This is a genomic window from Amycolatopsis thermophila (assembly GCF_030814215.1).
In the GTDB taxonomy this organism is placed as follows: domain Bacteria; phylum Actinomycetota; class Actinomycetes; order Mycobacteriales; family Pseudonocardiaceae; genus Amycolatopsis_E; species Amycolatopsis_E thermophila.
This window is the reverse complement of the sequence record NZ_JAUSUT010000001.1, coordinates 4,121,718-4,136,090: the sequence shown is the minus strand read 5'-3', so window position 1 is coordinate 4,136,090 and position 14,373 is coordinate 4,121,718. Positions and strand designations below refer to the sequence as shown.

At 71.3% G+C, this 14,373-nt stretch carries 15 protein-coding genes; 2 read left to right on the top strand and 13 right to left on the bottom strand.

Features of this window, described 5'->3' with window-relative positions:
• Window positions 1-85: 85 nt before the first annotated feature.
• Both FB470_RS20260 and FB470_RS20255 read left to right on the top strand, forming a co-directional pair.
• A complete protein-coding gene (locus FB470_RS20260; RefSeq protein WP_306993758.1) occupies window positions 86-535 on the top strand; it encodes a hypothetical protein in 450 nt (149 codons plus the stop codon).
• On the top strand, window positions 532-1,461 hold the full coding sequence (locus FB470_RS20255; RefSeq protein WP_306993756.1) for an anti-sigma factor RsbA family regulatory protein: 930 nt from the start codon (window positions 532-534) through the stop codon (window positions 1,459-1,461). Before FB470_RS20260 ends, FB470_RS20255 begins: the two co-directional genes overlap by 4 nt.
• A gap of 25 nt (window positions 1,462-1,486) precedes the next feature.
• On the opposite strand, the gene FB470_RS20250 is transcribed toward FB470_RS20255, so the two are convergent.
• The 13 genes from FB470_RS20250 to FB470_RS20190 form a co-directional block, all read right to left on the bottom strand.
• Window positions 1,487-1,987: a hypothetical protein gene (locus tag FB470_RS20250; RefSeq protein ID WP_306993755.1), complete on the bottom strand. Its 501-nt coding sequence runs from the start codon at window positions 1,985-1,987 to the stop codon at window positions 1,487-1,489.
• Window positions 1,984-2,469 carry a hypothetical protein gene (locus FB470_RS20245; RefSeq protein WP_306993753.1) on the bottom strand — a complete coding sequence of 162 codons (486 nt, stop codon included), beginning with the start codon at window positions 2,467-2,469 and terminating at the stop codon, window positions 1,984-1,986. Before FB470_RS20245 ends, FB470_RS20250 begins: the two co-directional genes overlap by 4 nt.
• Window positions 2,466-3,704 carry an MCE family protein gene (locus FB470_RS20240; RefSeq protein WP_306993752.1) on the bottom strand — a complete coding sequence of 413 codons (1,239 nt, stop codon included), beginning with the start codon at window positions 3,702-3,704 and terminating at the stop codon, window positions 2,466-2,468. Before FB470_RS20240 ends, FB470_RS20245 begins: the two co-directional genes overlap by 4 nt.
• Entirely contained in the window at window positions 3,701-4,882 is a 1,182-nt protein-coding gene (locus tag FB470_RS20235) for an MCE family protein (RefSeq protein ID WP_306993750.1), read from the bottom strand. Before FB470_RS20235 ends, FB470_RS20240 begins: the two co-directional genes overlap by 4 nt.
• Window positions 4,879-6,066 (bottom strand): MCE family protein, encoded by a 1,188-nt coding sequence (locus tag FB470_RS20230; protein ID WP_306993749.1) that lies wholly within the window; start codon window positions 6,064-6,066, stop codon window positions 4,879-4,881. The genes FB470_RS20235 and FB470_RS20230 overlap by 4 nt, the downstream gene beginning before the upstream one ends.
• Window positions 6,063-7,094, bottom strand: coding sequence for an MCE family protein (locus tag FB470_RS20225; protein WP_306993746.1), 1,032 nt, complete (start codon window positions 7,092-7,094; stop codon window positions 6,063-6,065). The genes FB470_RS20230 and FB470_RS20225 overlap by 4 nt, the downstream gene beginning before the upstream one ends.
• Window positions 7,091-8,131, bottom strand: coding sequence for an MCE family protein (locus tag FB470_RS20220; RefSeq protein WP_306993744.1), 1,041 nt, complete (start codon window positions 8,129-8,131; stop codon window positions 7,091-7,093). The genes FB470_RS20225 and FB470_RS20220 overlap by 4 nt, the downstream gene beginning before the upstream one ends.
• Window positions 8,128-9,450 carry an MCE family protein gene (locus FB470_RS20215; RefSeq protein ID WP_306993742.1) on the bottom strand — a complete coding sequence of 441 codons (1,323 nt, stop codon included), beginning with the start codon at window positions 9,448-9,450 and terminating at the stop codon, window positions 8,128-8,130. Before FB470_RS20215 ends, FB470_RS20220 begins: the two co-directional genes overlap by 4 nt.
• Window positions 9,447-10,310 (bottom strand): MlaE family ABC transporter permease, encoded by an 864-nt coding sequence (locus FB470_RS20210; RefSeq protein WP_306993740.1) that lies wholly within the window; start codon window positions 10,308-10,310, stop codon window positions 9,447-9,449. The genes FB470_RS20215 and FB470_RS20210 overlap by 4 nt, the downstream gene beginning before the upstream one ends.
• Window positions 10,310-11,104: an MlaE family ABC transporter permease gene (locus FB470_RS20205; protein ID WP_306993739.1), complete on the bottom strand. Its 795-nt coding sequence runs from the start codon at window positions 11,102-11,104 to the stop codon at window positions 10,310-10,312. The genes FB470_RS20210 and FB470_RS20205 overlap by 1 nt, the downstream gene beginning before the upstream one ends.
• Window positions 11,105-11,203: 99 nt before the next feature.
• Window positions 11,204-11,965 (bottom strand): glucose 1-dehydrogenase, encoded by a 762-nt coding sequence (locus FB470_RS20200; RefSeq protein ID WP_306993737.1) that lies wholly within the window; start codon window positions 11,963-11,965, stop codon window positions 11,204-11,206.
• On the bottom strand, window positions 11,965-13,479 hold the full coding sequence (locus FB470_RS20195; RefSeq protein ID WP_306993735.1) for an aldehyde dehydrogenase family protein: 1,515 nt from the start codon (window positions 13,477-13,479) through the stop codon (window positions 11,965-11,967). The genes FB470_RS20200 and FB470_RS20195 overlap by 1 nt, the downstream gene beginning before the upstream one ends.
• Window positions 13,476-14,342: a 3-oxoacyl-ACP reductase gene (locus tag FB470_RS20190; RefSeq protein ID WP_306993733.1), complete on the bottom strand. Its 867-nt coding sequence runs from the start codon at window positions 14,340-14,342 to the stop codon at window positions 13,476-13,478. Before FB470_RS20190 ends, FB470_RS20195 begins: the two co-directional genes overlap by 4 nt.
• Between the last annotated feature and the right edge of the window lie 31 nt (window positions 14,343-14,373).

Here is a 14,373-nt window from a genome sequence, read left to right as displayed (position 1 = left end):
GGCCGGGCACCTGCCCGGGCGTGGCGGAGGCTCTGCGCACGCCGCCCGCGCGATCCCGGTGGCGGCCCCGTGCCCGGCCGGCGCGGTGGTCGATCCGCACACGCAGGCGGACCGCTACGCCGAGGCCACGGAGGCGGCGCCGGCCGCGGACCTGCACACCCCCGGCCGCCTCGGCGACGACGTGGTGGCGCAGGTGGCGTGTGCACCCGGCCGGCACCTTCAACGCCGGGCTCCGGATCCTCGGGTCGACCGCGCACGGCGCCGGCCTCACCGGCCGGCCTCACCGGCGAAACCGGACCTGACCACCGCTGACCTGCTCGACCGCGCGTTGCGGCGGACCGATCCGCACCCGGTGGACGGCGGGCTCGTGCCCGACGTGACCGGCTTGCGGTTCCTGGACTACGAGAGCCTGTCGCACCCGGTGGGCGCCGGTGAACGGGGCTGGACGCTGGTGCCGCGCACGGCGTGGGCGGGGGTGACGCGTCTGGTCGGCCTTCTGGGCGTACCGTCGGTACGGGTGGAGGCGATCGTGTGACCGTGGCCGGCGAGTTCGTGCATCCTGCGCTGTTCTACTCCTCGGACGAGGAGTACCTCGACGCGCTCGTCCCGTTCGTCACCGAGGGCCTGGCGAGCGGCGAGCCGGTGGCGGTGGCGGTGCCCGGGGACCGCCTGCGGGTGCTGCGGGCGGCGGTGGGCGCGGCCGCGGACGGTGTGCTGTGGCTGGACATGACGGTGGCCGGCCGCAACCCGGGCCGGATCATCCCGGCGGTGCTGCGCAAGTTCGCCGACCCCCACCCGGACCGGCACGTGCGCATCGTCGGGGAACCGATCTGGGCGGGGCGCTCGGAGACCGAGTACCCGGCGTGCGCCCAGCACGAGGCGCTGATCAACCACGCCTTCGCCGGTCGGGACGTGACGATCGTCTGCCCCTACGACACCGGCGCGCTGGACGCCCACGTGGTCGAGGACGCCCGCGCCACGCACCCGGAGGTGTGGGAGGCGGACCGGCGCTACACAAGCGCGCGTTACGCGCCCGACGACGTGGTCGCCCGGTACAACCAGCCCCTGCCCGGCGTGCCCGCGCCCGCGGAGTTCACGGTCACCGGTGAGACCGGCGTCCGCCCCGCCCGGCGTTGGGCGGCGGCGTACGCGCGGTCGCTCGGCCTGGACGAGCCGCGGGTCCCCGACCTGGAGCTGATCGTGACGGAGCTGGTGACCAACAGCATCCGGCACGCCACCGGCTCCTGCCGGGTGCACCTGTGGCACACGGACGGCCACCTGTGCTGCGCCGTGCGTGATGGCGGCCACCTGAGCGACCCCCTGGCCGGCCGGCTCCCGCGAAGCCCCACCGCCCGCGGCGGGCGGGGTCTGCTGCTGGTGCACCAGCTCGCCGACCTGGTCCGCACCCACACGGTCGCGGGCAGCACCACGCAGTACGCCCTGCTGCGCCTGGCGAAGTGAGCGCGGCAACCCCGCCCGGCCCCCGTCACAACGGGGTGAGGGAAGCGATCTTCCAGGAACCATCGACCTTCCGCGCCAGCACGGACACCGCCGCGGACGACGAAGTCTGCTGTCCCGACACGGTGTTCAACGTCTGCTGATCCAGGAACGCCAGCACCCGCGCCTCGCCGTCACGCAAGTCCTGGACCCCCAACGACTTCACCGCCGTCGTCCGGATCAGCTTCTGCTCCGCCGCCTGCCGCTGCGCCGCGGCGAACGTGTCGCGGTACTGCGCCACCGCGTCATCGACCAGAACGGAAGCCGCGGCCCGCTCGGTCCGCGCGAGGTTGCCGTAGTCGTAGGAGAAAACCGCCTTCAACGCCGCGGAAACCTGTTCCGACACCTCCCCGGTAGCGGCAGCGTCGGCGAGCGCGGCGTTCGGCGTCCGCCACTCCCCGGCCCGCACCGCGGCCCACCCGGCGAACCCGCCGGCCAGCACCACCACGGCGGTCAGCACCGACACCCACGTCGCGATCCGGCGCGTCATGTCGCCGCCTGCACGGACGTCACCTTCCACGTCCCCTCGACGCGGGAGACGTCCGCGATCACGTGACTGCGTCCCGGTTTCGGCGCGCCACCGCCGGTCGCGATCGACACGTCGAGCACCGCGATGACCCGCGCGGTGTCCCCCGTCAGCTCCGTCACCGCGATCTGCCGCAGCGACGCCGTCGCCACCAGCTGCGCGGTCTTCGCCCGGTCCTGCTGCGTCTGCCGGTCGCCGTTCAGGGACGACCCCAGCTGCCCGCTCGTGACGGCGATCCACCGGTCGATCGCCGCCGGGCCGTCGCGGTAGTCGATGGTGTTCAGCGTGACCAGCGCCTCGCCCGCGGCGGCCACGACCGCGTCCCGGTCCCGGGCCCGCACCAGGCCCGCGTCGGTGGCCGCCTGCCACCAGCCCCACCCGAACCACGCCGCGGCGAGCACCGCCACCACGGCCAGCGCGCCCAGGACGCGCGGCAACCGCGTCATCCGGGCAGCCCCAGGAGCTGCCCGAGCGACCCCGCGGTCCCGCTGACCAGTCCCAGCACGCCCGGCAGCTGCGGGGAAGTCTGACCCGGCGGCGGAGCCTGCACCGGCGACGGCTTCGCCGGGTTGACCGGCTTGCCCGCATACGGCGCGTTCTGCGCGCCCCGCACCCCCGTCGCGCTGCCCGGCGGCTCCGCGCAGTAGGCCTGCTCGTTCGCCGGGATCTCGCTCGTGTCGTTCGCCGGGCGCTGCTTCGTCGTCTCGTAGCCCTTCGTGCACGAGTGCGGGTCGAAGAAGTTCAGCACCAGCCCGAGGTGCCCCTCGCCGTTGGACCACACCGACCGCGTGAACGCCGAGATCACCGGGTAGGCGACCAGCAGTTCCTCGATCGCGTCCGTGCGCACCGACGTGATCTGTGCGGTGGTGAGCAGGTTCGCGGTCAGCACGCCGAGGTCCGTGCCGGACGTCGCCAGGATGCTGTCGATGTCCTGCGCGAGCCCGGGCGTCGAGTCGATCACCTTGCGCAGGTCGGGGTCGGCGCCCTTGAGCTGCGCGGCGATCGTGCGCATCTGCGTCGCGATCGAGGTGATCGTGGCGGACTGCCGCTGCTGCGTGTCCAGCACCGTGCGCCCGTCCGACAGCAGCCGGGTGGTCTGCGGCAGGTTCTCGGTCGCGGTGGTGGTGACGGAGTTCGCCGTGTCGAGCAGCTGCTGGAGGTCCTGCCCGCTGCCGGCGAAGGCCCGGTAGGTCTCGTCCACCACGGTCCTCAGCGACTGCGTGTCCACACTGGACACCAGCTGGTCGAGGTTGGCCAGCACGGTGTCCGGGGACAGCGGGATGGCGGTGCGGTCACTGGTGATCACCGACCCGTTCTCCAGGTACGGTCCGTCCTGGTGCCGCGGCCGCAGGTCGACGTACTGCTCGCCGACCGCCGACCGGGTCGCCACCACGGCCTCGGTGTCGGCCGGAATCTTCTCGCCGGAGGAGATGTCCAGGTCGACCGAGACGCCCTGCCCCGTCAGGTGCAGCTTCGACACCCGCCCGACCGCGACGCCGCGGTAGGTGACCTCCGCCCCCTCGAAGATCCCGCCGGACTCGGACAGGTTCGCCGTCACCAGGTACCCACTGGTGCCGAACAGCCGGTCCAGCCCGGCGTACTTGCCGCCCGCGTAGCCGACCGACGCGAGCGCGATCAGCAGGAACGCCAGCAGCTGGATCCGGTGCTTGCGGGTGATCACGGCGTGCCTCCCAGGAGGCTGCCGAGCAGCCCGGTGACCCCGGGCAGCAACCCGGTCGGCTGCTGCTGGGTGCCGGTCGGCGCCGTCTGCTGCGGGGTGAGCGGCAACGGGACGTCCGCGGTCTGCGCCGCGCCGGGGTTGCCGCCCGGCAGGTCGATCGTCGGGAAGTGGCCGGAGTTGGCGATGTTCTGGAAGATCGAGTCGAGGTTCAGGTCGATCCGGGCGGTGACGTTCGCGTAGTCGCCCCTGATGACATCGCCGGCGACGTCGGGCAGCGGGTAGGTGGGCAGGATCTTCAGCGCCTCCGGCAGGTTCGTGCCCGCCTCGGCCAGTTTGGACAGTGTCGGCTGCAGGGCCCGCAGGTCCGCCACGAGCGAGTCGCGGCTGGCGTTGATCGTGTCGACGGCGACCCCGGACAGGTGGTCGAGCGACTGGAGCATCCCGACCAGCTGGTCGCGCTGCTGGGTCACCACGGCCATGCCGGGCGCGAGGTTGTCGAGCGCGTTGGTCAGGTTCGCGGTCTGCGCGACCAGGGTTCCGGACAGCCGGTTGAGCCCGTCGATGGCGCGGACGATCTCCGTCTTCTGCCCGTCCAGCTCGGTCGCGAGCCGGTCCACCCGGGACAGCAGCGCCCGGATCTCCGCCTCGTTGCCGGTCAGCGCGTGGTTCAGCTCCCGCGTGATGTCCGCCAGCTGGTTCACCCCGCCGCCGTTGAGGAGCAGCGACAGCGCGCCGAGGACCTCTTCGACCTCGGGGTTGCGGTTGGTGCGCGCGAGCGGGATGACCGACCCTTCGTGCAGCGCGCCGGCAGCCGCTTCCCCGGCCGGTTCGGCGAGCTGCACGAACTTCTCCCCCAGCAGGCTCGATTGGCGCAGCTGGGCGAAGGAGTTCTCCGGCATCTTCAGGTCACCGTTGACGCTCATCCGCACGATCGCGGACCTGGTGTCCGGCGCCAGTTCGATCGTGTCGACCCGCCCGATGGCCACGTCGTTGACCTTCACCGCGGCCTGCGGCACCAGGTCGAGGACGTCGGCGAACTCCGCGGTGATGCGGAACGGGTGGTCGCCGAGGTCGGCGCCGCCGGGCAGCGGCGTGTTGTAGAGCCCGGAGAACCCGGCCGACCCGCAGCCGGCCACGAGCAGCAGCACCCCGCACAGGACCCCGGTCAGGCGCCTCATGAGCCCGCCTCCGGGATGTCGATCAGCGGCAGCAGCGGCAGCGGCGGCAGCTTGCCGCTGTTGATGTCGGCGAGCAGCTGCGGGATCGAAGGCACCTTCGCGATGCCCTCGACCACCGGGGCGATCGCCTGGCACACGTCGCTGACGGTCGTCGGCAGGCCGACGGGTGTCGAGGCCTTGATCAGCCGGCACAGCGTGGTGATCAGCGGGTTGGTGAACTCGTTGGCGTTGTAGCGGATCGCGATGCTGCCGGACGCCGCGTCGTAGGAGTTGATGAAGTTGGTCATGCCGGTCGGGCCGACGTCGAGCACCTCGGCCAGTGCCGCCCGCTGGTCCACCAGGACCTGCGTGATGCTCGCCAGCTTGTCCACGTTGGAGGTCAGCAGGTCCTTGTTCTCCGCGACGAAGCTCTGCACGTCGCCGAGCGAGGAGCCCAGCGCGTTCAGCGCCGAGGCGACGTCGCCGGAGTCGTCGGCGAGGAACCCGGTCACGTCACCGAGGCGCCGGTAGAACTCGTTGAGCTGCGCGTCGCTGCCGGCCAGCGTCGTGGTGAACGTCTGGAGGTTGCGCACGGTGGAGAACAGGTCGTCCTTGGAGTTGTCCAGTGTGCGCGAGAGGTTCGCCAGCGCGGTGACGGTGTCGTTGAGGTTCTCCCCGTTGCCGCTCAGGTTCGCCGCCGCGGTGTTGAGCAGGTCGGACAGCGCACCGTTCGCGTTGGCGCCGTTGGGCCCGAGGCTGGTGGACAGCTTGTCGAGCGTGCCGTAGAGGTCGTCCAGCTCCATCGGCGTCGCCGTGCGGTCCTGCGGGATGAGCGTGCCCGACGCCATCACCGGGCCGCTGTCGTAGGCCGGGGTCAGCTGCACGTACCGGTCGCTGACCAGGCTCGGCGCGACCACGACGGCGCCGGCGCCGGCGGGGATCGGCACGTCGTCATCGACCCGCATGTCGACCCGCACGTTCGCGCCCTCCGGCGTCACGGCGGTGATCTCGCCGACCTGTACGCCCAGCACGCGCACCGACGATCCGGCGTAGAGGCCGACGGTCCGGTCGAAGAGCGCGGAGATCTTCGTGCCGCCGCTGTCCCGGAGGACCAGGAACAGCCCGGTGGTCACGAGCAGCGCGAGCACGCACCCGGTGGCGACCCACCGGTAGGCGCTGCGCGAGGCTTTCGTGTCGAGCGTCATCGGCCCCCCAGTCCCTGGTCCGGCGCGGCGAGCGGCGGCGTGCAGCCCTCGGGGTTCATGGACAGCCCGCCCGCCTTGATCACCGGCGGCAGCAGGCCGCAGATGTAGCCCTCGAACCAGCGCCCGTTGCCGGTGGCGTTCGCGCCGACGCGGGTGAACGGCGCGAGCAGCTCGAGGCTTCGGCTGAGGTTGTCCTGGTTGCTCTGCAGGATGTCGGTGACCTGGCCGAGTCGCTCCAGCGTCGGCTGCAGCCGGGCGCGGTTGTCGGCGACCAGTCCGGACAGCTGCGTGGCGAGCTGCCGGGTGCCGGTGAGCAGGGCGCTGATCGCGTCCCGGCGCCGTTGCAGCTCGCCGAGCAGCAGGTTGCCGTCGTTGATGATCGCGGTCAGCTGGGCATTGCGGTCGGCGAGCGTCTGGGACACCTGGCTGGTGTTCGCCAGCAGGTTGTGCAGCTCCGCGTCCCGCGAGGAGATCGTGCGCGACAGGGCCGACAGCCCGGACAGCGTGTCCCGCAGCGGCTGCGGGGTGTCCTTGAGCGCGTCCGACACCGCTTCGAAGCTCTGCGCGAGCTGGGTGGTGTCGATCTGCCCGACCGTGGTGCTCAGCTGCTGGAACGCGTCCTGCAGCTGGAACGGCGTGCGAGTCCGCTCGACCGGGATCGGCTCGTCCGGGCTCTGGGTGCCCGCACCCTTCGGCTGGAGCGCCAGGTACTTCTCCCCCAGCAACGTCTTGATCTCGATCGAGGCGGTGGACCGGTCGCCGACGCGCGTGTTCGCCACCTTGAACTCGACCAGCACCTTCTTGCCCGCCAGCGACACGTGGGTGACCTGGCCGACCTTCACGCCGGCCACCTGCACCTCGTTGTCCGGGGCGAGACCCGCCGACTCGGCGAAGTAGGCCTGGTAGGTGGTGCCGGTGCCGAGCAGCGGCAGTTCGTCGGAGAAGTACGACACGAGCGTCACGAGGACGACGAGCACGAGGGTCACCGCGCCGACGGCGGCCTGGTTGCGGTCCTTGAGCGCCTTCATGGCCGGCACCTCTCCGGAAGCTCGGTAGCCGGAAGGGGGAGCATGGGCAGGGTGATGTTCAGCGACGTGATGCCGATCGTCCCCGTCAGGCCGCAGAGGTAGTAGTTGTACCAGCTGCCGTAGCTCAGGGTCCGGGTGAACTTGTCCAGGTTCCCGGGCAGCTTCTTGAGCAGCTCGTCGATCAGCGGTCCGGCGTCGGCGAGGGTGCCCGACAGCGCGCCGAGCGCGGCGATGTCGTCCTTGAGCGGCGGGCGCGCGTCGGCGAGCAGGCCGGCGGTGGCGTCGGTGAGCTCACCCAGCGCCGAGACCGCGTCGCCGATCGGGCCGCGCTGCTGCGCCAGCCCGGTCACCAGCTGCTGGGTCTGGTCGATCAAAGTGGACAGTTGCGGACCGCGGTCGTTCACGGTCGTCAGGACGGTGTTGAGGTTGCCGATGACCTGGCCGATCACCTGGTCGCGGTCGGCGATGGTCTGGGTGAGCGACGCGGTGTGCGACAGCAGGCTCTCGATCGTGCCACCCTCGCCCTGGAAGACCTGGATGATCTCGTAGGACAACTGGTTGACCTGCTGCGGATCGAGCGCGGCGAACAGCGGCTTGAACCCGTTGAACAGCACGGTGAGGTTCAGCGCGGGCTGGGTGCGCTCCGGCGGGATCATGCCGCCCGCCGGGAGCTGGTCGTCGCCGCCGGTGTTGGTGCCCAGCGACAGGTACCGCTGCCCGACCAGGTTGCGGTACTTGACGGTCGCCGTGACCGAGCCGGGCAGGCGGTAGGCCGACTGGACGGTGAAGTGCACGTCGGCGTAGCTGTCGTCGCCGTCCTGGTCGACCGTGATGCCGTCCACCTGCCCGACCTTCACGCCGACGATCCGCACGTCGTCGCCCTCGTGCAGGCCGGAGGCGTCGGTGAAGCGCGCGGTGTAGGTGGAGGTGACGCCGAAGTTGGTGTTGGCGATGGTCGCGCCGAGGATCCCGGTGAGCAGGACCGTGACCGCGGCGAACACGAGGATCTTGATCAGGGACGGGACGAACCCCTTCACTGGACCTCCACCTCCGCTCCGCGGTAGAGCGGCCCGACGAGCAGGCTCGCCCACTCGGGAACGTCCTGCGGTGCGGCCGGCGCCACCAGCGCGGCGATCAGGTCCTGCTCCGCCGGTGAGTTCGCGACCGAGCCCGTGGTGGACGAGCCGCTCTCGATGATCCCGTTGCTGGGCAACGGAACGCTCGCGCCGGGACCGGCCGGCGGGTGCGTCGAGCCGTCCTGGACCGGCCCGCCCGGCGGGTACTGCGGCCAGCGTCCCGGCGGCAGCACCATCGGGTAGCAGCGCGGCCCGCGCTTGTCGAGGTACGCCGGTTCGTCCTTGCCCGGTTCGTACTTGGTCCGGTCGGCGACGAAGCGGATCGTCACGTGGTTCATCTTGTCGGTTCCGGCGCCGAACGCCTCGTACGCGCGCGGCACGGCCTCGGCCAGCTGCCGCAGCAGGCACGGGTACTCGGGCGCGTACTTCGCCAGGACATCCAAAGTGGACCGCGAGGTGACCGTGAGGTTGATCAGGTTGGTCCGGTTGACCTGCAGGAAGGTGTCCAGGTCGGTGCTGACGTTCGTGACCGACGCGTAGACCTGCGCCAGGGTCTGCTGCTTGTCCACCAGCGTCTTCGTCGTGGTCGTGAGGTCGGACAGGGCCTGCAGGAAGTCCGGGGCGGCCTGGTTGTAGGTGTCGGCCGCGTTCGCCAGCCCGGTGATGTCGGCCTTGATGTCCGGCAGCGACGGGTCGAGTCCCGCGAGGTAGTCGGACAGGTGGACCAGGGTGGCCCCGAGCTGCTCGCCGCGTCCCTCCAGCGCCGTGGAGACCGCGCTGAGCGTGCTGGCCAGCTTCTGCGGCTGGACGGCCTGCAGCAGGGGCATGACGTCGTCGAGCACCTGTTCCAGCTCGATCGCCGAGCTGCTGCGGTCCTGCGGGATGACATCGCCCGCCGCGAGGTGCCGCGGCGCCGGGTCGGGCGGGATCTGCAGGGCCACGTAGCGTTCGCCGAACAGCGTCTTGGGCAGCAGCCGGGCCGACACGTTGGCCGGGATCAGGCCGAGCTGCCCGGGGTCCAGCGCGAGCTCCAGGGCAGCGTGGTCGCCGAGCGCGCTGATCGAGCGCACCTCGCCGACCACGACACCGCGGATCTTGACGTCCGAGCCCTGCCGCAGCTGGTTGCCGGCGTGGTCGGTCTCCAGCCGCACCATCGCGACCGGGGTGAACGCCTTGTTGTAGGCGGCCACCGTGGTGGCGAAGAACAGCCCGCACACGACGAGGAACACCAGGCCCAGCACCTGGTACCAGAGTCGCCGCAGCAGCACCGCCCTCCTCATCCGGCGATCCTCACCGTCGTCGTCGCGCCCCAGACCGCGAGGCTGAGGAAGAAGTCGAGCACCGAGATCAGCACGATCGACGTGCGCACCGCGCGCCCCACCGCGACCCCGACACCCGCCGGCCCGCCGCTCGCGGTGTAGCCGTAGTAGCAGTGCGACAGGATCACCAGCACGCTGAACACGATCACCTTGCCGAACGACCACAGCACGTCCTCGGGCGGCAGGAACAGCCCGAAGTAGTGGTCGTAGGTGCCGGCGGACTGGCCGTAGAGCCACACCGTGACCTGGCGGGAGGCCAGGTAGGACGAGAGCAGCCCGACGGCGTAGAGCGGGATCACCGCGCCCAGGCCGGCCAGCACGCGCGTGGTGACCAGGTACGGCAGGCTCGGCACCGCCATCACCTCGAGCGCGTCGATCTCCTCGGAGATCCGCATCGCGCCCAGCTGCGCGGTGAAGCCGCAGCCGACGGTGGCCGACAACGCCAGCCCGGCGGCCAGCGGCGCGACCTCACGCGTGTTGAAGTAGGCCGAGATGAACCCGGTCAGCGCCGCCGTGCCGAGCTGGTTGAGCGCCGCGTAACCCTGCAGGCCGACGATCAGGCCGGTGAACAGGGTCATGCCGATCATCACGCCGAGTGTCCCGCCGATCACGGCCAGACCGCCGGTGCCGAAACAGACCTCGGTCAGCAGCCGCAGCGTTTCCCTGCTGTAGCGGCGAAGCGTGCGCGGCGCCCACGCGAGTGCGCGGAAGTAGAAGGAGAGCTGACTGCCCAGGCCCTCCAGCGCGGCGCCCGGACGCGCGATCATCTCGAGCGTCCGGTCGGACACCCCCGGTTGTCGGTCCAGCGTCTCGGCGGTCATCACAACGCTTTCGGCGGAATGATCCGCAGGTAGATGGCGGTCAGCACGACGTTGATGAGGAACAGCAGCAGGAACGTGATGACGACGGCCTGGTTCACCGCGTCGCCGACGCCCTTCGGCCCGCCGGCCGGGTTGAGCCCGCGGTAGGCGGCCACCACCCCGGCCACGAACCCGTACAGCACCGCCTTGATCTCGCTGACGTAGAGGTCGGGCAGCTGCGCCAGCGCGTTGAAACTGGCCAGGTAGGCGCCCGGCGTGCCGCCCTGCATGACGACGTTGAAGAAGTAGCCACCGAGCACGCCGACCACGCTGACCAGGCCGTTGAGCAGCACGGACACGACCATCGCGGCGAGCACCCTCGGCACGATGAGGCGCTGGATCGGGTTGACCCCGAGCACCTCCATCGCGTCGATCTCCTCGCGGATCTTCCGCGCGCCGATGTCCGCGCAGACCGCGCTTCCGCCCGCGCCGGCGACGAGGAGCGCGGTGATCAGCGGGGCCGCCTGCTGCACGATCGCGAGCGCGCTGGCCGCGCCGGTGAACGACTGCGCACCGATCTGCTGGGTCAGCGACCCCAGCTGCAGCGCGATCACCGCTCCGAACGGGATCGCGACGAGCGCGGTCGGCAGGATGGTGACGCTCGCGAAGAACCAGCACTGCAGGATCCACTCGCGGAACTGGAACGGCCTGCGCGGCAGCGCCCGCAGCACCTCCCAGGCCAGTGTGGACAGGCGACCGACCTGGGTGAGCGCGGCGGTGCCCGGTATCGTGAGCGTTCCCGTGCGTGACCCCATCACACCTCCGCGACCCCAGCCTCGTTGCCCTGAGTCTTACTCCCCGAGGGGAAACCGCTTTGCGTTAGCGGTGTTTACTTCGTATTCCCGTGAAGTCGATCACCCCTGGACGTTCAACGCATGGGTGGCCGTCGCCCCGCCGTCCGCGACGAACTCCGCACCCGTCGAGTAGGAACTCTCGTCGGAGGCCAGGAACACCGCCAGCTGCGCGATCTCCGCCGGCTGGCCGACCCGTCCCAGCGCGACCTTCTTGCCGACCCAGGACGTGTCGATCTCGGCGCCGCCTGCGGCGTCGGACACCATCTTGGTGTCGATCATGCCGGGATGGACCGAATTGACCCGGATGCCCTTGCTCCCCAGCTCCAGCGCGGCCACCTTCGTCATCCCGCGGATCGCGAACTTGCTCGCGGTGTAGGCGACGAGGAACGGCATGCCGGCCAGACCCTCCACAGAGGACACGTTGATGATCGAGCCGCCACCGGCCCGCGTCATCGGTTCAACGACCGAGCGCATCCCGAGAAACGCCCCGATCTGGTTGATCCGGATGACGCGTTCGTAATCGGCCAGTGACGTGCCGGCCAGCTCCGAGAAATGCAGGATCCCGGCGTTGTTCATCAGCACGGTGAGGCCGCCGAACTCGTCCTCGGCGCGGCGCACGGCCGCGGCCCAGTCGTCCTCGCGGGAGACGTCGAGGTGCTGGTAGACCGCCCCGATCTCGTCCGCGAGGGCCCTGCCCTCCGCGTCGGCGACGTCGGCGATCACCACGCGCGCGCCCTCTTCGGTGAAGCGCCGCGCGGCGGCCGCACCCTGTCCGCGTGCCGCGCCGGTGATCAGCGCGGTCTTGCCGTCGAGGCGTCCCATCACATCGTCTCGTCGGTCAGCGGGAGGTACACCGACTTGAGCTCGGTGTAGGCCTCGATCGACGACCTGCCGCCCTCCCGGCCCAGGCCGGACTGCTTGAACCCGCCGAAGGGCAGGTGCGGCTCGATCTGGAAGCCGTTGATGCCGATCGTGCCCGCCCGCAGCTTGCGCGACACGCGGAACGCGCGCTGGACGTCGGCGGTGAACAGCCCCGCACCCAGGCCGTACTCGGTGTCGTTGGCCAGCCGCACGGCCTCGTCTTCGTCGCTGAACGGGACCACGGCCAGCACCGGACCGAAGATCTCCTCCTGCGCGATGGTGGCGCCGTTGTCCACGTCGGCGAAGATGGTCGGGCCGACGAAGTTGCCGCACGCCAGGTCACCGCCGAGCCGCTCGCCGCCGGTCACCAGGCGGGCACCCTCGGACTTGCCCTTCTCGATGTAGCCGAGCACGCGCGCCAGCTGCTTGGAGTTGATCAACGGGCTCGCCATCACACCCGGGTCGAACGGGTCGCCGTAGGTCATCGCCTGCGCCATGCCCTGCGCGGCGCCGAGGAACTCGTCGTAGACGTCCCGGTGCACCAGCGCGCGGGTGTTGGCCACGCACGCCTGGCCGGACAGGCCCATGGTGACCGCGCCGACCACGGTCGCGGCGGCCAGGCCGACGTTGGGCGCGTCGGCGAACACCAGCGCGGGGCTCTTGCCGCCCAGCTCGAGCGACACCCGCTTGAGCGTGCCGGCGGAGGCCTCGACGATGTGCTTGCCCACCGCGCGGCTGCCGGTGAAGCTGACCTTGTCCACCCCGGGATGCGTGATCAGGGCTTCGCCGACCGGGTCGCCGGGGCCGGTGACGACGTTGAGCGTGCCGCCCGGCAGCCCGGCTTCGACGAGCAGTTCGACCATGCGCAGCACGGTGAACGTGCAGTACTCCGAGGGTTTGAGCACGATGGTGCATCCGGCCGCCAGCGCCGGCGCCACCTTCTGCGCGAAGAGCAGGAACGGCGCGTTCCACGGCAGGATCGCCGCCACCACGCCGATCGGCTCGCGGAACGTCATCGCCAGGTGGTCGCCGCCCTGGTACGGCGTGAGCGTCTCACCGCCGAGCTTGTCCACCCAGCCGGCGTGGTGGTCGAACACGTCGGCGGCCGCGCCGACCGAGGTCGCGTAGATCGTGCTGCTGAACGACAGCGGCACCGAGTTGTCCAGCGCCTGCAGCGCCCGCAGCTCCTCGGCGTGCTCGCGCAGCAGATCGGCGTAGCGGTGCAGGACCGCGACACGGGTGCTGGCACGCGAGCCGGACCAGGCGCCGGACTCGAAGGCCACGCGCGCCGAGGCGACCGCGGCGTCGACGTCGGCCTCGGTGGCGATGGCGAACTCGCCGATCTCCTCGCCGGTGGCCGGGTGCCGGTGGGTCCACGAGTCACCGCCGGTCCCCGGGCCCCACTGGCCGTCGAGGTAGAGCCGGCCGGTCTTGAGGCCGAGGGCTTCGCGGTGCGGCTGCACGGTGAGTGTCATGGGAGCTCCAGGATCTCGGTGGCGGCGAACATCGTCTCGGGGTCTCGGCCGGCGAAGTGGGCGCCGACGGTGGAGTCCAGCTCGTCGGCCGTCCACAGCGGACCGTTCGTGTCGAAGCGCCGCTCGACGGCGGGCGGGCGCAGCAGCGCGACCATCCCGCCGTGCACCACGAACACCTGGCCGTTGATCCGGTCCGCCCGCTCCGAGGCCAGGTAGGCGACGAGCGGGGCGACGTGCTCGACCGAGAGCGGGTCCACCCCCTCGGCCGGGGCGTCGCCGAAGACCTCGGCGGTCATCGCGGTGCGGGCGCGGGGGCAGATGGCGTTGGCGCGCACGCCGTAGCGCGCGGCGCCGCGGGCGGTCGCGACGGTGAGGCCGACGATGCCCGCTTTGGCCGCCGCGTAGTTGGGCTGACCGGCGGAACCGACGAGGAACGCCTCCGACGCGGTGTTGACGATCCGCGCCGGCACCGGCCCGCCGGACGCCTTCGACCGGGTGCGCCAGTACGCCGTGGCGTTGCGGGACAACAGGAAGTGCCCGCGCAGGTGCACGCGGATCACGGTGTCCCACTCCTCGTCGGACATCGAGAAGATCATCCGGTCGCGCAGTACGCCCGCGTTGTTGACGACGACGTGCAGTCCGCCGAAGTGCTCCACCGCGGCTTCGACGAGCGCGTCCGCGGTGGCGCGCTCGCCGACGTCCCCGGTGACGAGCAGCGCCTGCCCGCCCTCCGCCTCGATCTCGTCCACCACCGTCTTGGCGGCATCGGTGACGTCGTTCAGGACGACCGCGGCACCCGACCGGGCCAGCGCGAGCGCCTCGGCCCGGCCCAGTCCCGCCCCGGCGCCGGTCACGATGGCCACGCGCGGTTCCCTCTCACCTTCCACGACGGTC